At 52.9% G+C, this 22,374-nt stretch carries 36 protein-coding genes; 12 read left to right on the top strand and 24 right to left on the bottom strand.

Features of this window, described 5'->3' with window-relative positions; genetic code table 11:
- The 4 genes from K5880_RS13800 to K5880_RS13815 all read left to right on the top strand — a co-directional run.
- Positions 1-200 (top strand): hypothetical protein (locus tag K5880_RS13800; RefSeq protein WP_297653231.1); only part of this gene is annotated, 200 nt, incomplete at its 5' end.
- Positions 201-230: 30 nt separating this feature from the next.
- Positions 231-497 (top strand): hypothetical protein, encoded by a 267-nt coding sequence (locus K5880_RS13805; protein WP_297653234.1) that lies wholly within the window; start codon positions 231-233, stop codon positions 495-497.
- 838 nt (positions 498-1,335) lie between these two features.
- Positions 1,336-1,587: a hypothetical protein gene (locus K5880_RS13810; protein ID WP_297653237.1), complete on the top strand. Its 252-nt coding sequence runs from the start codon at positions 1,336-1,338 to the stop codon at positions 1,585-1,587.
- 443 nt (positions 1,588-2,030) lie between these two features.
- Positions 2,031-2,378, top strand: a complete 348-nt coding sequence (locus K5880_RS13815) for a hypothetical protein (RefSeq protein WP_297653239.1) — start codon at positions 2,031-2,033, stop codon at positions 2,376-2,378.
- Between the two features lie 1,169 nt (positions 2,379-3,547).
- Here the strand turns inward: K5880_RS13815 and K5880_RS13820 are convergent.
- The 24 genes from K5880_RS13820 to K5880_RS13930 all read right to left on the bottom strand — a co-directional run bounded on the left by K5880_RS13820 (position 3,548) and on the right by K5880_RS13930 (position 17,915).
- Positions 3,548-3,886 carry an SET domain-containing protein gene (locus tag K5880_RS13820; protein WP_297653242.1) on the bottom strand — a complete coding sequence of 113 codons (339 nt, stop codon included), beginning with the start codon at positions 3,884-3,886 and terminating at the stop codon, positions 3,548-3,550.
- Positions 3,886-4,692 carry a hypothetical protein gene (locus K5880_RS13825; protein ID WP_297653245.1) on the bottom strand — a complete coding sequence of 269 codons (807 nt, stop codon included), beginning with the start codon at positions 4,690-4,692 and terminating at the stop codon, positions 3,886-3,888. Before K5880_RS13825 ends, K5880_RS13820 begins: the two co-directional genes overlap by 1 nt.
- Entirely contained in the window at positions 4,692-4,862 is a 171-nt protein-coding gene (locus K5880_RS13830; RefSeq protein ID WP_297653248.1) for a hypothetical protein, read from the bottom strand. Before K5880_RS13830 ends, K5880_RS13825 begins: the two co-directional genes overlap by 1 nt.
- On the bottom strand, positions 4,849-5,148 hold the full coding sequence (locus K5880_RS13835; protein WP_297653251.1) for a hypothetical protein: 300 nt from the start codon (positions 5,146-5,148) through the stop codon (positions 4,849-4,851). The genes K5880_RS13830 and K5880_RS13835 overlap by 14 nt, the downstream gene beginning before the upstream one ends.
- Positions 5,148-5,381 (bottom strand): hypothetical protein, encoded by a 234-nt coding sequence (locus K5880_RS13840; protein WP_297653253.1) that lies wholly within the window; start codon positions 5,379-5,381, stop codon positions 5,148-5,150. Before K5880_RS13840 ends, K5880_RS13835 begins: the two co-directional genes overlap by 1 nt.
- Positions 5,382-5,583: 202 nt before the next feature.
- Entirely contained in the window at positions 5,584-6,090 is a 507-nt protein-coding gene (locus K5880_RS13845) for a hypothetical protein (protein WP_366882987.1), read from the bottom strand.
- A 287-nt stretch (positions 6,091-6,377) separates the two neighbouring features.
- Positions 6,378-7,586, bottom strand: a complete 1,209-nt coding sequence (locus K5880_RS13850; protein WP_297653261.1) for a hypothetical protein — start codon at positions 7,584-7,586, stop codon at positions 6,378-6,380.
- 2 nt (positions 7,587-7,588) lie between these two features.
- Positions 7,589-8,140 (bottom strand): hypothetical protein, encoded by a 552-nt coding sequence (locus tag K5880_RS13855; RefSeq protein ID WP_297653264.1) that lies wholly within the window; start codon positions 8,138-8,140, stop codon positions 7,589-7,591.
- Positions 8,137-8,475, bottom strand: a complete 339-nt coding sequence (locus K5880_RS23155; protein WP_366882989.1) for a DUF3307 domain-containing protein — start codon at positions 8,473-8,475, stop codon at positions 8,137-8,139. The genes K5880_RS13855 and K5880_RS23155 overlap by 4 nt, the downstream gene beginning before the upstream one ends.
- Positions 8,476-8,533: 58 nt before the next feature.
- Complete coding sequence (locus K5880_RS13860; RefSeq protein ID WP_297653267.1) at positions 8,534-9,517, bottom strand: nucleotidyltransferase domain-containing protein; 984 nt, start codon at positions 9,515-9,517, stop codon at positions 8,534-8,536.
- A gap of 572 nt (positions 9,518-10,089) precedes the next feature.
- Entirely contained in the window at positions 10,090-10,446 is a 357-nt protein-coding gene (locus K5880_RS13865) for a hypothetical protein (RefSeq protein ID WP_297653270.1), read from the bottom strand.
- The gene (locus K5880_RS13870; protein ID WP_297653273.1) at positions 10,443-10,952 is read right to left on the bottom strand and encodes an SLOG family protein; all 510 of its coding nucleotides are present in this window, start codon (positions 10,950-10,952) and stop codon (positions 10,443-10,445) included. Before K5880_RS13870 ends, K5880_RS13865 begins: the two co-directional genes overlap by 4 nt.
- On the bottom strand, positions 10,915-11,193 hold the full coding sequence (locus K5880_RS13875) for a hypothetical protein (RefSeq protein WP_297653275.1): 279 nt from the start codon (positions 11,191-11,193) through the stop codon (positions 10,915-10,917). Before K5880_RS13875 ends, K5880_RS13870 begins: the two co-directional genes overlap by 38 nt.
- On the bottom strand, positions 11,183-11,686 hold the full coding sequence (locus K5880_RS13880) for a hypothetical protein (protein ID WP_297653773.1): 504 nt from the start codon (positions 11,684-11,686) through the stop codon (positions 11,183-11,185). The genes K5880_RS13875 and K5880_RS13880 overlap by 11 nt, the downstream gene beginning before the upstream one ends.
- Complete coding sequence (locus tag K5880_RS13885) at positions 11,649-12,188, bottom strand: deaminase (protein WP_297653278.1); 540 nt, start codon at positions 12,186-12,188, stop codon at positions 11,649-11,651. The genes K5880_RS13880 and K5880_RS13885 overlap by 38 nt, the downstream gene beginning before the upstream one ends.
- 185 nt (positions 12,189-12,373) lie before the next feature.
- Positions 12,374-12,931: a hypothetical protein gene (locus K5880_RS13890; protein WP_297653281.1), complete on the bottom strand. Its 558-nt coding sequence runs from the start codon at positions 12,929-12,931 to the stop codon at positions 12,374-12,376.
- Positions 12,928-13,365, bottom strand: coding sequence for a hypothetical protein (locus K5880_RS13895; protein ID WP_297653284.1), 438 nt, complete (start codon positions 13,363-13,365; stop codon positions 12,928-12,930). The genes K5880_RS13890 and K5880_RS13895 overlap by 4 nt, the downstream gene beginning before the upstream one ends.
- A 20-nt stretch (positions 13,366-13,385) precedes the next feature.
- Positions 13,386-13,931 carry a hypothetical protein gene (locus K5880_RS13900; protein ID WP_297653287.1) on the bottom strand — a complete coding sequence of 182 codons (546 nt, stop codon included), beginning with the start codon at positions 13,929-13,931 and terminating at the stop codon, positions 13,386-13,388.
- A gap of 47 nt (positions 13,932-13,978) precedes the next feature.
- Positions 13,979-14,308 (bottom strand): iron-sulfur cluster assembly accessory protein, encoded by a 330-nt coding sequence (locus K5880_RS13905; RefSeq protein WP_297653290.1) that lies wholly within the window; start codon positions 14,306-14,308, stop codon positions 13,979-13,981.
- A 239-nt stretch (positions 14,309-14,547) separates the two neighbouring features.
- Positions 14,548-14,838: a hypothetical protein gene (locus tag K5880_RS13910; RefSeq protein WP_297653293.1), complete on the bottom strand. Its 291-nt coding sequence runs from the start codon at positions 14,836-14,838 to the stop codon at positions 14,548-14,550.
- Positions 14,839-14,858: 20 nt separating this feature from the next.
- Entirely contained in the window at positions 14,859-16,079 is a 1,221-nt protein-coding gene (locus K5880_RS13915; protein ID WP_297653296.1) for a hypothetical protein, read from the bottom strand.
- A 1-nt stretch (position 16,080) separates the two neighbouring features.
- Complete coding sequence (locus K5880_RS13920) at positions 16,081-16,758, bottom strand: hypothetical protein (RefSeq protein WP_297653299.1); 678 nt, start codon at positions 16,756-16,758, stop codon at positions 16,081-16,083.
- A 140-nt stretch (positions 16,759-16,898) separates the two neighbouring features.
- Complete coding sequence (locus K5880_RS13925; RefSeq protein ID WP_297653302.1) at positions 16,899-17,156, bottom strand: hypothetical protein; 258 nt, start codon at positions 17,154-17,156, stop codon at positions 16,899-16,901.
- Positions 17,157-17,174: 18 nt separating this feature from the next.
- Positions 17,175-17,915, bottom strand: a complete 741-nt coding sequence (locus K5880_RS13930; RefSeq protein ID WP_297653305.1) for a hypothetical protein — start codon at positions 17,913-17,915, stop codon at positions 17,175-17,177.
- A gap of 259 nt (positions 17,916-18,174) precedes the next feature.
- Here K5880_RS13930 and K5880_RS13935 point away from each other — a divergent pair, with 259 nt between their 5' ends.
- The 8 genes from K5880_RS13935 to K5880_RS13970 all read left to right on the top strand — a co-directional run bounded on the left by K5880_RS13935 (position 18,175) and on the right by K5880_RS13970 (position 22,359).
- A complete protein-coding gene (locus tag K5880_RS13935) occupies positions 18,175-18,438 on the top strand; it encodes a hypothetical protein (protein ID WP_297653308.1) in 264 nt (87 codons plus the stop codon).
- Entirely contained in the window at positions 18,438-18,779 is a 342-nt protein-coding gene (locus K5880_RS13940; protein ID WP_297653311.1) for a hypothetical protein, read from the top strand. Before K5880_RS13935 ends, K5880_RS13940 begins: the two co-directional genes overlap by 1 nt.
- A 304-nt stretch (positions 18,780-19,083) precedes the next feature.
- Positions 19,084-19,374: a hypothetical protein gene (locus tag K5880_RS13945; protein ID WP_297653314.1), complete on the top strand. Its 291-nt coding sequence runs from the start codon at positions 19,084-19,086 to the stop codon at positions 19,372-19,374.
- Positions 19,367-20,134, top strand: a complete 768-nt coding sequence (locus K5880_RS13950) for a hypothetical protein (protein ID WP_297653316.1) — start codon at positions 19,367-19,369, stop codon at positions 20,132-20,134. Before K5880_RS13945 ends, K5880_RS13950 begins: the two co-directional genes overlap by 8 nt.
- Positions 20,134-21,078 carry a glycosyltransferase gene (locus tag K5880_RS13955; RefSeq protein ID WP_297653319.1) on the top strand — a complete coding sequence of 315 codons (945 nt, stop codon included), beginning with the start codon at positions 20,134-20,136 and terminating at the stop codon, positions 21,076-21,078. Before K5880_RS13950 ends, K5880_RS13955 begins: the two co-directional genes overlap by 1 nt.
- The gene (locus tag K5880_RS13960) at positions 21,075-21,365 is read left to right on the top strand and encodes a co-chaperone GroES family protein (RefSeq protein ID WP_297653322.1); all 291 of its coding nucleotides are present in this window, start codon (positions 21,075-21,077) and stop codon (positions 21,363-21,365) included. Before K5880_RS13955 ends, K5880_RS13960 begins: the two co-directional genes overlap by 4 nt.
- The gene (locus K5880_RS13965; protein WP_297653325.1) at positions 21,358-22,158 is read left to right on the top strand and encodes a glycosyltransferase; all 801 of its coding nucleotides are present in this window, start codon (positions 21,358-21,360) and stop codon (positions 22,156-22,158) included. The genes K5880_RS13960 and K5880_RS13965 overlap by 8 nt, the downstream gene beginning before the upstream one ends.
- 12 nt (positions 22,159-22,170) lie before the next feature.
- On the top strand, positions 22,171-22,359 hold the full coding sequence (locus K5880_RS13970; RefSeq protein WP_297653330.1) for a hypothetical protein: 189 nt from the start codon (positions 22,171-22,173) through the stop codon (positions 22,357-22,359).
- Positions 22,360-22,374 lie beyond the last annotated feature (15 nt).

Consider the following 22,374-nt stretch of genomic DNA (forward strand, 5'->3'; position numbering starts at 1 on the left):
TTCTCACGTTTGGGAGGTATACTGTCAGCATGGTAGAGCAACAGAGGACGCGGCGACACGCCATGAAACACGAGAGCGGCGAGCCGACCGATGAGATTATCGAGATCGGGCTAAAGTTCGGCTCTGCTGGTGCATGGTTCGTATTTCTTGCACCGATGGGTATTCTGCTGGCCGTGATAATTGTCGAGATCATCACTTGACAAACGCTCAAAAAAGGGTATAGTAGAAACATGCAACGCAAGCAATTCGAAGCCATCGCCCGAGTCATCCGGGAAGAACTCCCTTCGGGATTCGATGACCAAATCTTCCGTATGTCCTTGACGAGCTACCGGGAGCAAGTCGCCCGAGAATTCGCGGATATGCTCAAGACCACGAATCCCGCTTTCGACTTCCGCCGCTTCATGCTGGCCTGTGGGATCGATCCCGAAGCCGAAGTCATGGACCCGGAAGCCGAGTACATCATGGGCGTCTGGATGAATCCCAGCGAAACCGCTTGACTTTCGTGCTCGTGGTGGTATACTACCGCATGAGCGATCAAGAAGAAGAACACGAGGGCAACGTCATCGAAGCCCTAGTCTGGGCTCTCCCGCTCTCTGCCCTCCTGTGGGTGCTAGTCTGGTTCGCAGCCACCTAGAAGACCGGGGGTGCCATACCGTACAACTTGCGTTGTTGCTTCCTTTCCTAGTGGGGCCGATGGGGTAACCTATCGGCTCCGCTTCTATTTGTACTTGAGCGATTCCCAGAAAATCGTTTGAGCGTCAATATCCCCTTTAACGCCCTATACAGGGCCGCCCCTGCCATCCTGGCAGACCGCCCCTGTCATCTTGGCATACGCCCTAGTGCGTAGTTACGCCCGCGTAACACGGACCACGCCCACCCTGCCACAATGGCAGTCCGGGTATGCACCTATAGCATAGCACCGATTTCCCGATTGTCAAGTGGAAATTCTTTCCTACTATTTCTTCGTTCGGAATTCCGTTCCTCCCGGCTTCCTGGGGTATGGAAACGAACGACGGACAGAAACGCTACCCGAATTTCCTGGATTCCCTCAAGTTGGAAATCGAGAGAAACGCTCAAGAATCGCGGGATGCTATGCAAGCCCTCATCGATGAGACCCGCCAAGCTTGCGAGGATTGTGGCATTTCTTTAGAGGAATGGGACGGAATTCCCCGCCGAGAAATCCGGGATGATCTAAAGTAGGCTCCCGCAAGGGTTTAGAGCGTTTCGAGCGAATCTCCGGGAAAGGGCTATAGCCTCACCCTGGGATTGCCGATAAGCTAGGTACAAGGGCGGAACGGAAACCCGCCCACAACCCCTAGCAAGAACGGAAACGCAATGGAAGCTCAAGACCCGCAAGACGCTATCGACCACGAAGAGGCCATCGCCTACGCCCAAGAAGAAGAGGAAACCCCGGAGGCCAAGAAGGCCAAGAAGGCCAGCATTCTGGCCGTTCTCAAGAAGCTCCGGGAGATCGAGAAGAGGCACGAAGAGGGGGAGCCGGTCTATGCGGAAATGGCCGCTAGGATCGAAGCCCGGCACGAAGAGGCTACGCAAGCCCTAATCCGGGAGGCTATGGAGGGGGAATAGGCCCTAAGCCTATGCGGGGGGCGGGCTTAGGCTCGCCCCCCTTTTTCGTGCCGAAATCCCTTTCCCCCTATAGTCTAGCGGGGGGAATGCCGATATGTATGGTATGAAGCAAGCAATCAAGAATCACCCCTACGCACTCTTCCTCCTGGGTTTCTTCTCCGTGGTCGGATGGGGCCTTATCAAGCTGGCCGCCATGCTGCCCACCCTGTAGGGGGGGCCTAGCAGAAAAGGGGCCTAGCAGGCCCCCTGCCCTATGTGGGAGGCCCTATGTGGGGGGCTGCTGAAACGTGCGTAGCTAAGCTACGCATGATGGGCCTACGTGCGTTAGAGCGTATCCTGTGGCCTGTGAGGGGGAGAAAAAGAAATCGAATTTCTAGCTTGCATTATCTCTATCCTGTGGTATACTGCTAGTGGATTCGAGAAACGGAAACAAGGAAACGAACATGCAACACGGAATTTCTTTCAGGGGCCTGTGGATCGAGGGCTCGGCGGACTACGAACCGGCCACGGGGCCGACCTACTCCTGTGGGGGAACGCCCCCTAGCTGGGATGCGGAAGTTTCTTCCATCACCCTGGACGACCCGGAAGAGTTTTCCTCCTGGTGCCTGCTGGAAGATTTTTCCGAGGGAGTGTCCAATATGGTGGACGCCTACCATCGGCTGACCGGGAAACTTCTTCCTAGGGTGGAGGCCCTAGTGTGGGACGCATGGGAGGAGGAAATTCTTTCCGAACTCATGGAAGCCGAGTCTACCTGGGAACCGGACTACGACGAAGACCGATACGACGACTAGGAAAACATTTCAAGGGGGGAAATCGAAATTCCCCCTTGACATTCCCCCCGAGTGTGGTATAGTGTAGCGTACTGAGGAAACGGAAACAAAGGAAACGACATGAAATCGCTCATCAAGAACACGCTCGCCCTCGCCTCCCTGGTCGCCCTCTTCGTCGGCCCCCTGTGGTACCTCTCCACTAGCCTGGGCCTGTAGGCCATGCGAGACAACATCATAGCCACGCTAGGGGCCTTGATCGTACTGCTACGCATCCGACCCCTGTACCCTTGGGCCGATAGAACATCAAGGGAAATTCTTTCCAAGTACGACGACGAAGGCAACCCAATCTAGAACACGTTTCCGTTACGTTTCCGACCCTGCCCTCCTGGAACATTGTTCCAGGGGGGTGGGGTTTTTTCACTTTCCGGCATGGAAAGTTTTTCCAGGGGGCGTCGGGTACCTTACACACAGGGCAACATGAAAATCCCAATAGAGGCTACTCAGATGAATAGCTGTCCAACCGCTAGGCACACGCACACGAGCCACACCTTGAGCACGAAGCAAGGCAACCCTTCTTTCAAGCTCGTCAGCCAGAGTGCATAGCACGCACGGTTCAGACGACGTACGGCATGGATGAAGCTATCGGCGGTTTCTACGCTCACGCCACGACCTCAGTGCATCGCCGTGTTGGTAGTTGCAGTCACCCCGGCGTCGTACGACGACGGTGGTAGTGGGACGCACAGCCCTGTCCCTGGCAACCTGCCGCCTGACCTCCTCGCGGAACTTCCGATAGCGTTCACGCTCTAGGGCAGCCTGTCTCCGCGAGACGTTCTCGTACACCGTCATCTGACGGCTCAAAGAGCCGTACTGCTCGTAGTTGATCGTTGGTGATTGAATTCTGGTACTTTGAGCGGCGGATCGATCACAAAGGATCAGAAGTGACGCAGCGACCAAGGCCGCAGAGATTAGATTTTTCATTTCAAGCCTCCGTCCAGTAGCCACTGGACAAGTAGTATTCGACATGGCCCGTAGTCAGGTGTCTCACATTCAACTCGCCGCCTCCGTCGAAGACGTAGGTGGCATGTCCACTATTCGGATCGTACTCGATCCGGTATTCTTCCTGCTCACACCGAAAGTGGCGAATAGGCTCCGTCTGCTCCACATGAACCATGTGCCTGTCTAGAATTTCATCAAACGAGCGATTCATAATCTAGGTATAACTCTTCTCCACGACGGATGTGCCTACTGGCATAGTAGACGTAATCCTTGTGGTGGACGTTCGGCAAATCCGCGTGATTCAGATACCAGCCAATCGACATGTGGTTCCAATCGGCAGGGATATGCCAACCGTTCTTTTCCGGGATGCCAAAGCGGCGAACCAGGAACCGCTCACCGTCTTTCAAGTCTTCCTCGGTGACGAACCTCCAATCCTCATCGGCAAACAGATGAAGAGGCTCCCCAGAGCGAATAGCTCTGGTGGTGAAGATCCCAACGCCACCAGCGTTGGTACTAGGTTTGAGGATGAGCATTACTTAGGCCAGAAGACAAACGCACCGCCAGCGGGATTGCGGTCCACACGCCAACCAGTGAATCTACCAATGATGTACTCTTCGATTCGTTCATTACCACCAGCTTCTTCCATGCCGATAGCAACACCAGTCCTCTCTTCGTATTCCGTGCCCTCGAACCCCTCGTTGCGGCAGGCGTACCACTCATCAAGCTTATCTTCAATCTTGATTTCAAGCTCGTCTGCAACACGCTGTTCTTCGGGCGTAAGAGTTAGAGCATCAGCCAACCCTTCGGCGGCAGCCGTAGTCTGTTCGACGGCACCTGACAACTGCTCCATTGATTCGGCTACGGCATCAACCTGTGCGGGGAATCTCTTGAGGAAGTCCTGATAGGCTTCGTCGGTCATGCCTGTGCCGTTACATGCTCCGCATGTATCGCCAGATCCAGGACGTACGCAATTTCCAAGGCACGTTTCGCAAGTACCAGGAGGCAATTGCGAAAGGGGCTGCACTTTGACGATCTCGTCCACAACGTCTTTCGGGTAACCACCCTTCACAATCGGCATAACAAACTCCTGTGGAGCGGGGTCCACGGGGAGAGGGAATGATCCACTAATCGCCGGTTCGACCGGCAGACCAAGAGACCATTGCTTAGCTTCCATGTCGCGAATGCTCTTTTCCATGATGCGGGTAGCCTCGTCCTGCATACGCCGCATTTCTTCCGGCGTGATGTCGTCAGGCTCAACCCATTTGCCAAGAAGCTCGGGAGCAAACATCTTTTCAAGCTCCTCCTGCGAGTAAGCGTCGTTATTGGTGTTTTCATCCATTACGGGATCTCTTCAATATCCACAACCTCTTCCTCGCCGGGAAGCGGCTCAGAGATCACAGGGCTCACAGATCCACTCAGGACCATTGCCTCGGCGGCCTCTTCGCTGTCGGCCTCGACAACGAAGTTTTCGCGGACCTTGGTTTCAACTTCTACTCTATACGTCGGCATCGAAGATATCCTTTGGTGCTTCACGAAACTCGAACGACCCCTTGAGGAAGTATGCACACCGCTCGTCTTCGTCTCGCGAAATGCAGGTAAAGACAATGGCCGAGTCATTTGGGGCCTCTGCCCGGTGCATCATCAGTTGGTCCTTCGGGATGGGCTGCTCCAGCAATTTCATGGGTGCAAACTGCGGAGCGATCATCAAGAAGTACGTCCAGCCCTCTGAGGGCTGGCGATACATAGGATTGCCGTCAATGACAATCTCGTCGGGTACTTCGAGATCATCAGCCATCAGTGATCGCACTCCTCAAGCAAGTTTTCTTGCGTTCCGTCAGGATGGATGATCGTCACCCAATGCATAATCGGTTCATCTGGGTGACCCACCGCAAACAGAGCGACCTGACGACCGGGACACACGGTTGTATGAATCGAATCAGTGATTGTCACGGGGATCACTCGAATCGCCTCGCGGGGTGCAGTACATCCTACTGTTAGCAGCAGGCAAATAGCAAATACAGATTTCATGCTTCAATCTCCACGTTGTAATGATTGGGCCACGGCCCCCAGGGTCGCGGCGTCTCGTTCTCATTCTCGATCATGGCTCGCAAGACAGAAATGGCCTGTTCTTGCGTAGGCCAACTGCGAGCCGCTGGACATGGCTCTGGCAGCCACACCGCGTACGCCGAGTAGCTCTTGCCGTCAAAGGTTACACGCACGACAGGGATTGTCATACTCTCCACCCCTGAGGATCATCAAGGAAACGACGATCACCACTAAGCTCTACCGGGCCGCCGTACATATCTACTCCTACGTCGTATAGTTTGTGCTTACGCATCTTGGCGAGGTCGCGGGCCTTCTGTTTCGCGAACACGCTATGGCAATGGCCATGCAGATGGGCGACACCGTGGAATTTACCGTTCCAGTCGCTCATCGGGTAATGACAGGCCACGAAGCGTTGCCCGCCAACCGCGAACTCATGGATATCTTCTAGGACTTTGACCCTATCTCCCAGACGGAAGTCCTCTACTAGTTGTTTCAAGCCGCTCATACCCCACTTCTTCGCAGGCTGATCGTGATTGCCCAAAACAATGCGGATTTCCCCATGAAGCATCCGGAGCTTGTCTACCACGAACCCATCGTCCACCCTGGGTCCCATAGCGAAATCACCAAGGAAATACACGATGTCGTCGCTGTCTACACGCCGGTTCCACTCGTCTATGAGGTACGTGTCCATATCGACCGTCTTTTTGAACGGACGTTCGGCGTACCGAATAATGTTGTGGTGACCAAAGTGAAGGTCACTCGAAACAAATACGCGACTCATCGGAGTAGGCAATAGCGTCTAAGGTGAAAATGGTGTCTTCGTCGCCCTCAATGGTCACTTGTCTCTTACAAGGGACATGAGGCTCCAATTTCTGATACGTGAGTTTCGCGTCCAGTCGTTCGCACAGCCTTGTCATGTGGCCGCACACGATCTCGTGCTCGCTCTCGGTCAGGTCTAGGATGAATGATACCTTCATATCAGCGTCTTGTCAAGAGGTTTCTTCGCCTGCGGCGAGAATAGTAGCCTCGCGGCTCCTGTACGGCGTCTTTTGTTTCGTAATTGCTCGAAAAAACGAAGTGGGCAGTTCCCTGCGACCCGATTACCACAATCGCGAAGATTAGGTAGTACCACCAGGGCATCGGGATCTCGATGTGGGCCAGCTTCTCCTCGAACTCGCAGAGTTGGTACTCTGCGATCACGAGGTTGGAAATTTCTTCTGTCGTGGCGACTCCATCGAGAATTCGGTTCTCGATGAGACGCTTCACGGCCTGGGTGTCAGTCCATCCGAACACGTATGCCCAATCCGGCTCTTGGGGATCGCCTCCGTAGGTGATCACCAAGTCGTTCTTCTTGCCGCCCATCCACAGACGCTCCTGGAGCGTTCCAGTTTCTTGGGTAGTCCCTGCGGGAAAACCGATAGCGATTACGTTGACCCGCTTGAGCGGACCAAGCACCGCGTTCATCTGGTCCCACTCCCGCTGATCCCATAGACCCATAGCGGTGCCGAGGAGACGGTCGGTGTCGAACTTGCTCGCGTTCTCAGGCCACGTCGGGAATAGACCTTTGAGTTGGTCCTCCGGGACCGGCTCAAAGTTGTAGAGCGAGCCCTTAGCCTTTAGGAGTCGGTTCTCGAACTTCGTATTCTTCGTGATCGGGTAAACGTATCCCGTTGCATTGACCGTGCGATAGTCGTTAGGGTCGCCCTCGATCATGTGGCTGTCGGTCTCGCCCGTCCGCCTGCGGCCTTCGACAGCCATAGCATCGCCATGATTCCTCAATACATCGTCGTATCTGGTTACATCGATGCTGAATCGGCCTAGCTCACTCTCCACCCACCAGGACTCGCTGTGCCAACGGCGGCGGGTCTCGTAGTGCGAGAAAACTTGGCGAGTACAGGTCTGCGGATTCTTCGACGTGCCACAGTCGTACGTCTCCGTCCGGTAGATCGCTTCCTCGTACTGCTCCCGCCATGCGGGCTGGTACTGAGCGTAGTGGACCTGACCAGAGCGGGTCTCGATATCGGACGGTACGTGGAACTCTGCTGCCTCAATGCCGGTGAAGATAGTGGCGACAAGGAGGGCAGCCCCGGTTCCGATGGCAGCTTCCTTCCAAACGATCTCACGATTGAAGTACCACTGGATACCCCACACCGCAATCGGGAGTAGTGCTAGTAGGAAGAAGATCATGATTAGTCCCTCGACGGAAGCTCGAAGACTCGCTCGTCGCGGCCACTCTGAACGGCCTGCTCAGTCTCAGCGGACGAGACGACGTTGAACTCGAACGGAGCATCGTTCTTGATGAAGAAGCCCTTGAACGGATCCTCGATGATGTCCTCATGGACACGGACCAGTTCCAGCATACGAGTCTGACTGTTGCGGAACTCCTGGCGGCCAGCGACAAGGCGGGCTTGCAAGTCCTTGTAGATCGAAGCGTCGATGGTCGGAGTCTGCTCCGTAATCCAGGACATCATCTTGCCAGCACCTTCGGGGGTACGAGCCTCGGCGTATTCCACGAAGAGTTCCATCGCGGTCTCACGCTCACGATCAGCGATTCCGCCGATCTCTTGAAACGACTTCCACATATTGTCGAGGACGTTTTCGATGTTGCCGATTTGGGCCTCACAGGAGTTACGAGCTTGGACCTCAGCACGATTGTAGCCAAAGTACATGCTGCCAACGGTAAAGACGCCACCAAGGCCAAGGACGCCAACGGAGATCAGTGCGATTAGTTTCGAGTTCATGATAGTAGTAGAATCAGACCAGCAATGTGAGCAAACTGGTCGGCTGCGATGGTGTTCCAGAAGGCGTACATACGTCCCTCTTTGTAGAACCGGGTTGTAAGGCGACTGCTCACGAAGTCGGTAATCAAGTGCAGTATACAGTTCAGGATGACGAAAGTCAAGCCAATTCCTGTGGGAATTAGGCCGAGCCACAATACGCCTCCGTAGATAGCCACATGGGCCAGGAGAGCCCAATGCTTGCTACTTTTGTTGATCCCTAGATAGCGGGGCTGACACGCGAAGTCAGCTATGAAGTGGACCGCTAGGACCCAGAGGAGTAGTAGTGATTCAGCCATAACGCCACAGTATACATCATGAAGGCCAGTGTAACAAGTAGAATCTTGTGCTTCTTACTCATTTCATAACCCTCACGATTTCATTGGACAGGTGCTCTGACACAATTTCCACAAGGAAGGCATCCCACCATTTGTTGTCAACCTTCTCGGGAAGGTGCGATTGAGCCGCCTGCACTTCAACGAAGGCAAGGTCCGAATCCAGGATCTCCTGTACTCGCTCCATCGGCACACGCCCCTGCTTGATGTCAAGCAGTAGCGGAGCGTCCGCGAGCGGGAAGTTGATCCGGCCATAGGTCAGCAATTCGATCAGTTCTTTTGAGACACGTACCGCGTGGCTCAAAGCTTTCCAGTCGTGCCCCTCTGCCGACGCGGCAGCGTTGGCACGATTGCCGTAACGCTTGATGCTGTTCTGGATAGAAGCACGCACGTTACCGATGCTAGTGCTCTCTCCGAACCACTTGCCACCAATCTGATACTCCATGATCCCTTGTGGGTTACGGCGTTCGTCCTGAATAGCCTGTGAGAACTTCACAGCATCAACAGTCATCTTGAACGGCACGTCGTCCTCATGGACTGACATAGATCTAATTGCGGTACGCAGAGCATTGAGACGATCTCCCTTGAGACTGTACTTCGCTGCCTGTCCACGAGCGTAGCCAACAAAGGCATTCATCTGCTTGCTTACCAGTGACGAGCGATTCTCTACGATGCGATCCCACACCCAGCCGTATTCCGGAGACTTGTATACCATCGTCTCCGGTGCGAAAAGCATATCGATAGCACCAGTCTGTCCTTGCGTTGCCAAACGCAAGAAGTGGTGCAGGCTGTAGTAGGTGGCATCTAGCTCACCGGCTTCGTTTTTGCGAGAGTCGTCTTTGGGCGAGGAATTGGCAGTCTTGGGGATACGTCCCAAGAGGATCTCTTCGAGCGTAGGGAGAAAGATCCCAAGGTAGTCCTCGTCACTCGCTTCGGTCGCCGTCCCGTACAGGTGGCTTCCGAATTTGATCTCGCAGATCAGGTTCTTCGGTCTTGATGTGTTCATCGTACCAGTCTTGGAAAACTTTGAGTGCGGCCTCTTCCGAGTAGCTCGTAAAGCTGCCATATTCTTGAAAAGTGATTGTAACGGATGTCCCGCCAGCCGAACAAGCTTCTTTGCCACGGTAATGGTGGGTCTGCTTATCGGAAGTTCTACACGAGTCTTTCCACCATGCTGTTTCACGTTCGTACACGTCAGTCATCTTTGGTAGTCGAATACCCGCAGATGGGGCATTTCAATACCACTTCGAGCACAGTCTTCTCCGGTGTACCAAAGCACTTGCTGGGGTTCTTGCCCACCAGAGCTTTACCAAGCTCCAGTTTGCAAGCACACTTAGGACACTTGGCCTCAGCCATCGGACATGATCTCGAATCGGATACCGTAGTATCTCTCAATCTCTTTCACGAGAGCGATAAAGTGCGGCATCGCAGAGTCTTTGCCCGCCTTGACCAGATTGGATTGTGCCACAGCCAGCGTGGCTAAAGTCATCGGGTAAGACAGGTTCTCTCTAGAGCCGCCCTCCGGTCTTTCGTCTCCTACGATCCGTAGGGGTTTGTTATCGGGATTCTTCCGTGTCATTACTTGACGGGCTGCGTTGGTAGCACCAAAGATTCTGACGGCTCAGCGGCAGACGGATCGACAGGAACGACCTGAATCGACTCCATGAATTCGATCATTTCAAGCACGTTCGCAATTTGCTCGCCGGTCACTTCACCCTGGACTACGCCCTCCACGGTGATTTCGTACACACGGACTAGACGTGAGCCAGAAACAACCTGAGTGTGGACGGGGTGTGCAGGGTTGTCGCACGGAATATCGAACGTGAAGCCCTCTTCATATTCGACAGCAGGGATAGCCTCCTGAGGAATCTCGGGGGCGGAAGTGCAGGCCGCGAGACCGGCGAGTAGACTAAGGGTGATTAGGGCGTTCTTCATGAGAATTTCTCTACGTGAGCAAGGTTTATGATTTCATTCGGATTGAACACGTTGACCTGACGGCCCACACTCATAGCATAGTCAACGCAGTTTGCTGTACCCCCGACGTGTTCGCCATTCCAGTAGGCGGTCAAGATGTCGGAGTTGTTCACGAGATACTCATTTCTAGTCTGTAGCTTGGATGGGTGATATCCAGGTTCACAAACATACACCACTTCGTAGCACTTGTCAAGTAGTGTCTCGTATTTTCTTCGAGAGGCCGTGGGCCACCGGGCATCATAGCCCTCAAATGGTAGACAGGCGATTACTGGCAATTCTAGGTAAAGGCCCACTTCCATCCAAAACTGATCAATGCCGAGGGCTCCTCCAGAGAGCAGGAACAATTCGCCATCCGGAGCTTCCTCCAGGAAGTCCCGCATGTGGCGTCGGATTGCCTTGAAGTTCTCGGTGGCTTGGTAGCCCCCGAGCTTATCCGGCCTGTGTCCCGTTACTGCTATCTTTACCATCTTGATGTGCTTTGATTTTGATCCCCGCGTAGGATCCCAGGAAGAGGCCAATGAAGTAGGGAATCAGGTTCCACCGATTGTCAATTGCCTCAAAAATGCCAGTAAGACTGATGACCACAAGCAGCACGCTGACGATGCCGCCCATCATGGCGTAGTGTTTTTGACATGCCCAATACCAAACGATATAGAGGAAGTCAAATGCAAACCCTAGCGGCAAGAGCCACCAATTGTCAACGTTCATCTTTACGAGATTGCACTTCTGCCGCTTCCCAGCCGCGACTGCGATAGAAACCCCATGTACGTCTTTTCAAACCAAATCGAATGAAGAGACTCCAGGTACCCTCGTAACCTTCGGGGACGGTGATTCTGTGACCCGCATACTTGCTACGCATGTATACGAGCGGGTGGAAGGGACGACGGAGCTTCGTAATGGTCGGCCCATAGGGAACGGCTTGTCGTTCCGGCATTTCTTCGTTGTAGGCTCCAGCGAGCAAGATACTCAAGCTGTTCCAGGGATGGTCATGTAGACCATCATCATCGTCCGCCCAGAAGCGGTGAATGTAGATACCAAGCCACGGGGTCGAGAGAACGTAGAATCTTTCGAGGTAATCCTCTTCGGTCCCGTCCCGTTCTCGACGGATCATGCGGCGGCGGCCACGGCTTTCGAGCCAGCCCGCTAGTCTTTCAAACCAGCGTCTACGGGTGACTGTAGCCTCTGTAGGGTTCTTCGTCATCGTGATAGCGACCCTCATCTTGGAGAGTCAGTTCCTCGTCTACTACATGATTACGTAACGAGGGCAGGTTGTCAACCTGAATCCCAGCTTCTTCCAGGAGTTGTACTCCTGGAGTAGAGGCACTGTTTGTGTCAATTGGGTAGACTTCACTGTAGACCACCCGGACAATGCCCGCCTGGATGATCAGTTTTGCACACTCGATACAGGGAGCCAGCGTGCAGTACATCGTGCCGCCGATAGAGCTTGCACGACTACGAGCTACCTTCATGATGGCGTTCGATTCAGCATGAAGACACGCCTGTTTTGTGACGAGGCCGCCATCGGGACCTTCGTGCTCACAGTTGTTGTCGAAGCCAGAGGGCATACCATTGACCCCCTCGAATCGCCCCTCTTCTGGAATTACAAGAATGGCCCCCACCTGTCGTCTACGGGCATGTGAGATTTCGGAGGCGTTGTACGCCATCTTCATATACATTCTGTCGAGTGCGTCTTGCTTAGCCATTGAAAGGATCCATCATACGGGCCGCTTTGGTAGCACCAAAGATTCTACTAAGTTCGCAGCGAATACCCCTGACGTAGTTCTCTGCAACCATAGCAAAGAACTCTTCTTCATCAATCTCGGGACAAGCGTGTGCCGCCTGCGAAGCGAAGGTGCGGAAATCGCCCAACTCTTGTTGGATGACTTGTCTACCCCGTAATCTGGCTATCAGGGCCGGATCCATCTTTGGGGACATACTTGTACTCTTGTAGCTTTTCGATGTAGTTCTTTTTGAGTCGTTCATAGAGATCTTGTGTGGTCACTTCGGGGCTATTTTTGGAGGTTCGTCGCACGGCATCGGCCATGCGGGATAGACGCTCATTCATGTTGAGGGTATCCATCGATAGCCCCTTGGCGTATGCGTGAATGGCCAGTCTGGCCGCTGCCTGTTCTGCCTGACTCAAAACTTCTGACAACTGACTGAGCTTTGATCCCGCCAGCTTGCTTCTCGCGTCAAACGCCTGTCGCTTCTTGGCGGTAAACGTGGGTTCATCCACCCACATGATTTCGCCGTCTTCACCAAACGTATTGTAGACCTGATGAGCATGAGAGGGGTCGTCTGCCTCCACCACGACACCACTGTATTCCATATGTTGCGGCTCGAACTGATGCAGAGCGAATTTCTCAATCACCTGTTCGTCAACATAGACGCAAGTGCGTTTTTCTGGATCATCCGTTTTGACCGCATACACATAAAACTTGTTCATTGAGTTACCAGCACAAAGCGATCCCCTTCTAGGATCGAGTCAACTAGAGGACGAACTTGGCGTTCCCAATTCAGCCCTCCGAGGCCACACCCTAGCTGCGGTAGCAGAATCGGGCGTGCATCACCCACGCTAGATAGGATTCTAGCGAGGTCCAATAGTTCGTAGCATCCCTGCTCCACAAATTCAATCTTGGAGGGGTTCCTCCAATTGTGTTTGGTTGGCAGACAGATGACGGGGTTAGAGACGTAGAGACGACTGTCAAACTTGCCGATGTGAACACCAAGATTTTCTGCCAATCCTGGGTAACGGTCTGCGGCATCTTTGGCCATTCCCGCCCCCATGACAGCTTTGTTGTCCTGGCGGACACAAGTGTTGGTCGGAACCACTACCCACGCATCGAGTTCGGTGGCTAGGTTCCAGATGTCTCCGGTCATGTATCTCATCGTCACGATCATTATACGCAGAATGCGTGAATTGTCAAGGGGTTACTGCTGACAGTTAGATCAAACAGCTTTTCGGCCAATCTCTGAATTTCGGGATCAAGAGCAACTTTCTGCCAAGCGGGATCATCTCTCATATTCTCCCATCTACACAAAACCCTCATGTCTTGTGCCCGACCGTCGAATTGCTTGCCGTCCCAAGAGCTTCCACTTCTTACGGTATTGACCCTTTTGTCTTCGGTGCTTAGGTTTAGTTTTGCAGCCACCCTTGTTCGGTACTCACTACTAGTAAACCATGCATTGTACGATACAGGAATGAACTTACTCTCTTCTGCAAGACATTCGATTGCATGTTCTTTCCAGATTGCAACCCATTGCTCAAAACGGCTCTCGCGTATCTTGGCACCTAGCCACTGAGTAGAATGCCACCAAGAGGCTGCCCAGTTATACGGGTCACGCAAAATGATCACATGGTAATCTGAATCTCCGATAGACAACTGGGCATTCTCATAGTCATGGAATACGGTTTCTTCGAGTGCGTTTGCACGCATCCAATCCATGATAGCATGATGACCAGAGCGTGCCATTGAGTAGACCGATACGCTCGTCATACAGAAAAGCTCTCTCCACAGCCGCACGAGTTACTGGCGTTCGGATTCGAGAATTTGAAGCCACGCCCCATGAGGCTTTCTTCAAAGTCAATCTCTACCCCATTGAGATAGAGGAAGCTCTTGGGGTCACACACTACAATGATACCATCGTAGTCAAACACTTGATCTACCTCAGAAGGAGGTACGTCATCGAAGCCAAGAGTATAGCTAAACCCACTACACCCACCACCTTTGATGCCAACCCGAAGTCGAACTTCTCCGAGATGTTGTTCGGACATGATACGAGCAAGTTCCAGAATTGCTTTGTTAGTAAGTGTAATAGCCATCGTCTGCCTGTCAGAATGAAGTAGAGGTTGTCGCGTCCTTGTAGAACGCGGGATGTAATCATAAGGTCTTGGTAGTAGCCAAGCTTCTGTTTCCACATGATGACATATGAGGGAGTGATCTTCTCGCCACACTTGGCAAGCTCCCTGTCACATGCGGCCATACGAAGGATGCTAAGATCCCTGTATCGTCTTAGCTCCGCAAGGCCCTTTCGTCTCTGTTGAATCTTTTTCCACACGACTTACTTGATCCGGTCCCATTCCATCAATACTCCCAGTAGTGTGTGTGCTCGAATCTCGCACTCGTTACGATAGTGCTTCGATTCAGTAGTTGCTAAGTCTTCGAGTACCTTGGCAAGCTGCTTGTCGATGACAGCCATCAGCTTGGCTGCGGAAGGCTTACGCTTGCGTGATCCAAAGAGGCCACCAACCACAGTAACAGCAAGGTCTACACCCAAGGCAACCTGGGGTGCGACTGTTTTTAGTCCAGTACGGACCAGTGGATTCTGAAGAACCTTTTGTACTTCGTCCATGATTGATAGCCTCTTGTTAGTTATCTACGGCGACCGCCGCCACGAATGTACTCTAGGTCATCGATCTCGGGATCGCTGAGCCACTGGCCGGTAGAATCATCTTTCACCTTCTTCCAAGACTTCCATCCTGGGTTCTGTGAAGGAGTATACTGATTCCACGAGTACAGGCCAAACTTATCTAGGTCCATGTTGTTGCCACCACCGAACTGGCCTTGCAACCTCAGGGCGGTCTTGTTGCCTGAGATATCCCAATTCGCCATGATAGCCTCATCGCAACCAGTGATAGCCACATGGTCGCGATCAGCGTTAGGATGATCAACCTCGAAATTGAGAATGATCAGGCGGCCCGTCGAGTGTCCACCTTCGGTAAGGTAAGCACCGTGGCCGAAGTCAGTCCAGTGTACGAAGGCTCCATGAGAGCCAGACGCCGCACCGAAAGACTTGTTGTTGATGAACCACACGGTTCCAGGGCCGTTACCAACGATTGTGTAATCGCTGCCGCCTTGGCCGTAGTTGTTCATCGCAACACAGTTCTTGATGATCAAGTCACCGAAGGCCGAGGGGCCAGACTGCTTACGGTTCGTAAGCTGCAACATCGTACGTCCCATGCCAGAGCCACGACAGTTGATGAACCAACTCTTGCCCTGGTGGTTGTCGATGTAAGCACCGTGCTCCACGGCTTCGTGGAAGTTGAGGTTACGGCAATCCCAACGGGCAACACCGTGACCACGGATGTTCCACTTCATGCCCTTGCCCTGCCATGCGGTAGGATCTTTCGGCAAGAAGTTGATATCGTACAACCTAATGAAACCGGCGATGCCGTTCATGTTGACAAGCAATGGAGCGAACGCACCACCTGAATTCATCAGAGTGGCGTTCTGAATCTTGAAGTCACCCATCTTGTTGAAGACGGTAACACCGCCGATCTTCATGGCACGGTTCGGCTCGATACCGATGATAGTAACATCATCGACATCTTGCCCTTGCCATGTGACGGTGTGAGTCTGGTTCGGGTTGGTGCCATTCAGCAACATACCCTTGTGTTGGTTACCAGACACATGCAAAACGACGCCAGGAAAACCGTGGAATCGAATTGCTTGGGCCAGTGCATCACCATTGAGCGGTTGATTGTACTGGTTCTTTGTGATCGTCTGGCCAGTCGAGACAATCGTATAGCTGTTTCCAGTTACGATAATATCCGGCTGGGCATTCGTCTCACGCCTCGGGACTAGTCTTCCCACATTATGCCTCCCACCATTTGAAGTGTGGACTATTACTCAAGCCAAGGTCACGCAATGCTTTCTTGGAAAGCTGACGCTGACATACCTTGACCTCCTTAGAATAATACTCTACAACCTTCCGCTGGAGTGCCCAAGACCAAACTTTACGGGACAGTTCTTCGTCCTCATACCACACTTCGAACCAGCAACCGTTGATACGCTCGAAGAGGCGGTCTCCGACTTTGCACTTATCAGGATCCTTCTCCTGATCACGACGCCTCCAGCGGCGTCCACGCTCGTCTTCACGGAGGATGCCGTGTTCATCGACGTAGAACTGGCTGGGCCACTTCCAGCGGTGCTCAAGGGCGGCAAGCCGCTCGGCGTGGGTGTCCACTTCCATCCAGAAGTGTTCGCGGGCGTGCCAGCCACGGAGGTTGCGAGCATCGGCGTGCTCGCAGAATTCACTGTAGACTTTATCGAAGGGACGGCCAACGTGCTTCTTGAGCCACTTGCGAAGCGGGTTGATGTGGTCGCCAAACGACCAGCCCCAGCCGCCTTCGGCCCAACGTCTCTTCATCCCCTCATGCTGGGGGAGATTGTCGAGCCTGTCTACGTCGTCAGTCGGCTGCGTCTTGCGAGCCCCGTCCCACTTCCCGTTCCGTCCAGGTGTAACCAGGACATCTTTCATGTCTTTTCTCATCTAGATACGACTCCTTTTCTATTGCGGCGAGAATCGCAGCAACTTCGGCAGCCCGGGTATCTAGGTGCAGGTGTTCGCCTTCATGACGCCGCTTGCGGTAGTCGTCAAGGCGTAGCTGGAGCCAGCGAACTAGAGCTTCTTCATCCATTAGGTACAACCTGCTGGATCTTGAACTCGACCGTCAACCCGTTTGAAGTTTCTACGTATTTGGCCTTTACTAAGACCTGAGCATTCTCATGTTCAGATAACTTAGATCTAAGCCACGCATTCATCAAGGGTTTGATGGAGTCGATTGCAGAACGCTGCTCGTCGGTAGCGTTCTCAAGACCAACAGGGGTCGAACGGCGAATTCTGCCGTTCTGGATGAGAACTTCACTGGTGTATCTGGCTTTCGTCATGAGAGCATTATACGCAGATCAGTCCTCGATGTAAAGCTCGCAGTCGCATTCTTTGTACGTAACATCTGGACGAGTCCAGTGATACACCAAATTCTGACGTGCGAGCTTGATCTCAATTGGAGAGAGTGACTTCTGTGGCTTGTCAACGATGGAACGTGGGTACATGACGTAGTTTGTGGCGTCGTGCCCCTCTGGCAGCACAATGAAGCCAGTGTGTCCCATTTCTGAGAAGCCGATGATGTGCGGCAGACCGAACATATGCCCCATCTCGTGTAGACTAACAGAATACGCTTTCTCAGGATTCTGCTCAAGGTAGTCGGCATCTAGCAGAATGCGACCCCTGTGTGGTTGCCACATCCCCAGCAGGTTATCACTTAGATGATACGGGGCCGCCTGCATGTCCGCCATACGGATCTCGATGGCACCGATGCGGCCGAGAATCGAGAAGTCGTTGGAGCTATCCTCAAAGAAGATGATCCAGCGAATCGGCAGATGACTAGACCACTCATCGATGGCTTTTTGGAGGTTCTCCCAGACCACGGGATACTGGTCGATCTCATGCTGAAATACGATGATCTCAAAGTTCACATAAAAACTATCCGCCAGTTCGGGGGCAGCGGGGGCCACGTTGGTAGCCTCCTGGACCTGTTCTTCTTGCCCGAATTTCATGCTGGCCGGGGTCGGCTCTGGCTCCGAGAGTGTGCCGAAGCACAACCCGAGGCCAAGTCCAGCCAGCAGAGCGGCGGTTCTAAGTCTCATGTAAATCCCCTTTTAGGTCTAACGAGGCACTCACTCTCGGGAGCGAGTGCGGGTGGGTATTACCTTTAGAAAATACCCTAACTGGGGATACCAAAAAAGCTTGAAAAAACGAAAAGAGAGGTTTTTGTGTACTATCTACTTACTGGCCGCTTTGTTGCGGTCTAGGGGTCTTCGGACCCTGGAACGCTTCGTCCTTGCCTGCCACAGCCTTTACGGGGCTATGGTATCACCAGAAGGGCCTTCTGTTACCCGGATTCACATGGAAACATCAATCAGCTCAGAGCAGGATTTTGAGAACTTCGAGGACAAGCTCCCGGAAGACCTCATGATGATTCATTTCAAGATGGTCGGGGTAGGCCCTAACACAATGGCGAAAGCAGAACACCTCGGGCCGAGGATTTGCCAAATTGTTCGCGAACAGCCCGGGTTTTTCCTTGTCAGCCGCACAGGCGGCTCAGATCTACGAGAGGCCATGCATGACCTTGTAGATCGTTTTTGTGATGCCCAGGAGGGTAAAGACTAATGAATCAGAGATCGAAACGAGCAAGAGATCGTAAACGCGGCCAGGATATTGGTGCGTCTACGATGCATACTGGCGGCCATGTTGCCGCTCATCGTCGTGGTGCCGATCCGGTAGTACGTACACCGCTGAAAGCGACTGGTGACATCCAGGGCGACAAAGCCCAAGGACTCGCTAAGGCTTCTCCCTTTTTCAAGAAGCTGGGGGAGATCGTGAAGCCCAAGTCGAAGGAAGAAGAGAAACAGGTTATCGCTAGTGCGACGGAAGATCCCGTTGGCGAGGCCGAGCAGGAATCTCAAGAAGAAGAGACTCAGGAAGAATCCCAAGAAGAAACTACCGAGTAGTATGACAGTGAGCGGTGTAACGGCCAGCGGCACCCCCTCGTATGCCGACGTTGCTGATGTCATTGAGGCATTGGCTCATAAAGAGGGGCGAGCACGCCCTATCCCTGGGATGGACTTTGAGGACATCGCCCAAGAGATTAGGCTGGAGTGTATTCGTGTCTTGCAATTCTATGACGCGAGTCGCATTGGCCCCTCACCTTACAAGTATCTCCAAACGTGTGTACGGAACTTCCTGTATAACCAGCGTAGAGGTATCTGGGTCCCGAACAACCCTCCATGTGTTCGGTGCCCCCTATGGGACAAGATGAGAAAAACCTGCACGATCAATGAAGTCGATTGCGACAAGATCGTTCAGTACAGGCAAAACATGGCTACCAAAGCAGCACTCAGGCAACCCAATTCGCTTGAGTTCGATGTCACAGACAACCATCACGAACAAGAGCTAGACGCTATGGTGCTCGATCAGAGTATTCGTAACGCCTTGCCCGAGAACTTGATGCAGTATTACGACAGGCTGCTGCTTGGCGAGAAGATTCCCGCCAGAGCCAAGAAACAAATCCGTGAGATTGCAACGGGGGTAATCAACGATGCCTAAGGTATTTCCCGAAGTCGAGAAGCAGCGTCTACGTGAGCTTGCAGCAGCAGGCGAGACTCACGTTGAGGTAGCTCGTAAGATGAAGGAAGAGTTCCCCGACAACTGGAGTTCTAAGTACGCCCATCGAACTGTAAGCCGTATCCTCAAAGAAGAAGAGGATGAGAAGGAGCGTATCGCAAGTAAGACCCTCGATGAGATGAGCCGGGAGGAGAGGTTCAAGTTCATCGAGGGCAGACTCCAGACCAGTCCGCGATTCAAGATGACATTCCGGAACTTCGAGACTGAGGAGCGAGAACTCTTCATCCAAGAGTATCTAGACGTTATCAAATCGACGGACACGCTCACCGAGATTGAGGAGCAGGCTGTCTTCGCCGCCATTCTTGAGTTCATTCTTGCATTTCAAGCTCTCAACCGCAAGGAGAGTGAGGAAAAGCTGCGTGACCGCACGATGGCTGGTGAATTCGAAGAGAGCGATCCGCAGTTTCGTCGTCATGTAGATGACAAGTACCAACGAGAATACGACCAGCACATGAAGCTCTATCAAAAGGGCATCAGCGAACTGAAGATGTCGCGTGCTCAACGACTCAAGGAAGTCCGGTCGCAAAAGCAGACGCTCGTTGACTTGGCCGAGGAGCTTTCGCAGAAGAATGCTCAGGCCGAGGTTGCAGATGAGATCGAACGTCTTTCGAAGCTGAAAGACAGCGAACTCAAGAAGCTGCTGGAGGAAGGGCACGTTCACGGAGTTTTTGAGGATTTCTAATGAAGATTGCAATGCTATATGCGAGCTGGGAAAAGTTCGGTGAACCCTGGTCTACGCCCCAGGGTATCAAGAACGAACTTGAGTCTCGCGGACACGAGGTACGCCACTACAACCTCTATCACGATGACGGCCAACGTCATCCTGTGCATAACGCACACCACTATTCAAACCAAGGAATCAACATGCTGCTTGATGACATGAGGCGACACATCTTTGTCCCTGATGCCATCCTCTGTATGGATTATGGTCCGTGGGACGCACTCCAGTTTGACAAGCAGTTTTTCCCTGGTGTTGTACTGTTGACGGAGGCGGGGGACGAACCCCAATCTCATCGTCAGCATTTTGCGAAAGCCCCGAGGGTCCATGTTGTGTTGTCTCCAGACCGTCAATGCGTTGAGCGATACAACTCGCTTGGCTTCAATGCAGTCTATTGGACTCATCACGCGGATTCCCGCATTTTCTATCCTCGTCCCGACGTTAAGGTCGAATTTGATTGCGTGACCACCTGTGGTCCGCGTGGCGGCGGTTTGACGGAGGAGATCCAAAAGACCCTTGGGGATTCATTCAACAACGACCGGTACTTCTATGGTGATGATCATGGTGTACGCCTGAACATGGGCAACATGGTATTCCAATGCTCTCAGCACAAAGAAGTCACTCGTCGTATTTTCGAAGGCATGGCTTGTGGCAAACTAGTCCTGACGGACAGACTACCAGAGGAGACTGGACTCTCCGAGATGTTCGTGGACGGCGAAGACATCGTGTATTACGACAATGCCGTCGATGCTGCCGCTAAGATCAGGTACTATGCTGCAAACCCAGAGGAGATGCAGCGGATTGCGAAAAACGGCTATGACAAGGTAATGGCTGAGCATACTCAGGTTCAGCGTTGTGATGTGATTGAGGCGTGCATCGAAGCCGCCAAGGAGACTATGACAGTATGAAGTATACCCCCCGACTAGATTTTGTGGTCGTCCGAAAGGACGAACCGAAGGAGCAATCCCAAGGCGGCATTTTGCTGCCCGACTCAGCCAAAGATGAGCGAGTGCCCGGCACCGTCTTAGAGATTGGTCCTGGTCGTTTGTCCGAACAAGGCACCATGATCTTGGTGGACGATCTCGAAGTGGGTGATCGCGTGATCTTCAATAAGTTCACGGCTTACGAGCTTGATGAGAAAGAACGACTATACCTACTTCGTGGCAACGAGATTACCTGTAAAGTAAATGACTAGCACTGAACGTTTCACAGGGCGGCGTTGGGATTTCAACCAGCCTCGCTACAAAGAAAACCGGGATGTCTTTATGGAGCCCGGTCTCTTCTCTGTGGTTGTGTTAGCTCATGGCCGCGAGGCGGTCACTCGTCAGTCTGTGCAGTCCACCCTGGATTGTGCCAATCACTACGATGGTGAAATCGAATGGATCTTTGTGGAGAACGCTGGCTGCGATGCCAACTACAAGTTCTTCATGGACTTTCCTGAGGTACGCAAAGTTGTGATCAGTCAACGGAACTATGGCATCAACGAAGGACTGAATCAGGGTTGGGCATTGTCTCGTGGTGAGTATGTCATGATTCATGAAAATGACTGGGAGGCTGTTCGTGCAGCCAACTTCTTCCAGTCAGCAAAGGAGATCTTTGAAGAGTTCCCCGAGGTAGGTGTCATCCAACTGAGAGATCCCCTAGACCCTCATGAGAATCATGGTAGCGGTAAGCCGCTCTACAACCCCTGGTCATGTCACGAGCCAATTTTGGATCGTGCTGGCGTCAAGGTGACTAAGGAAAAGACCAAGAGCGGTCACTCGTTCTTGATGTCATTCTTTCCTAATGGATTCAACAACAACCCAGTCATCATCCGTAAAGAACTATACCGTGCCTGTGGCCCCTATCCCGAAGCAGAGATAGGAAGTGATCCGCGACATGGTGAAACAGAATACCAAGCCAGAGTGGCTGAGCTTGGCTGTGCAACGGCATACATTGGTATCCCGGTGTACTGGCATATGGGTCGCGTGCAAACACACGCACTTTAGAGGAGTAGTGAAATGACTACTATTACAGTATCTTGGACAAGTGGTGGCAAAGACGTAAAGGTCGCAGTTGAATGTCGTGATGGCGTCATCGGTTGGGAAGAGCATTGTGCCACGAAAGTCGGTAAAGCCGTCGAGGCTATGGAAGCAATCTTCCCGCCGGATGGTCAAGACGAAGAAGGCGAAGAACGCCAGGAAAGATAAGGAGCTATAATGGTT

It is taken from the genome of Hydrogenophaga sp. (assembly GCF_025699295.1).
In the GTDB taxonomy this organism is placed as follows: Bacteria; Pseudomonadota; Gammaproteobacteria; order Burkholderiales; family Burkholderiaceae_C; genus Hydrogenophaga.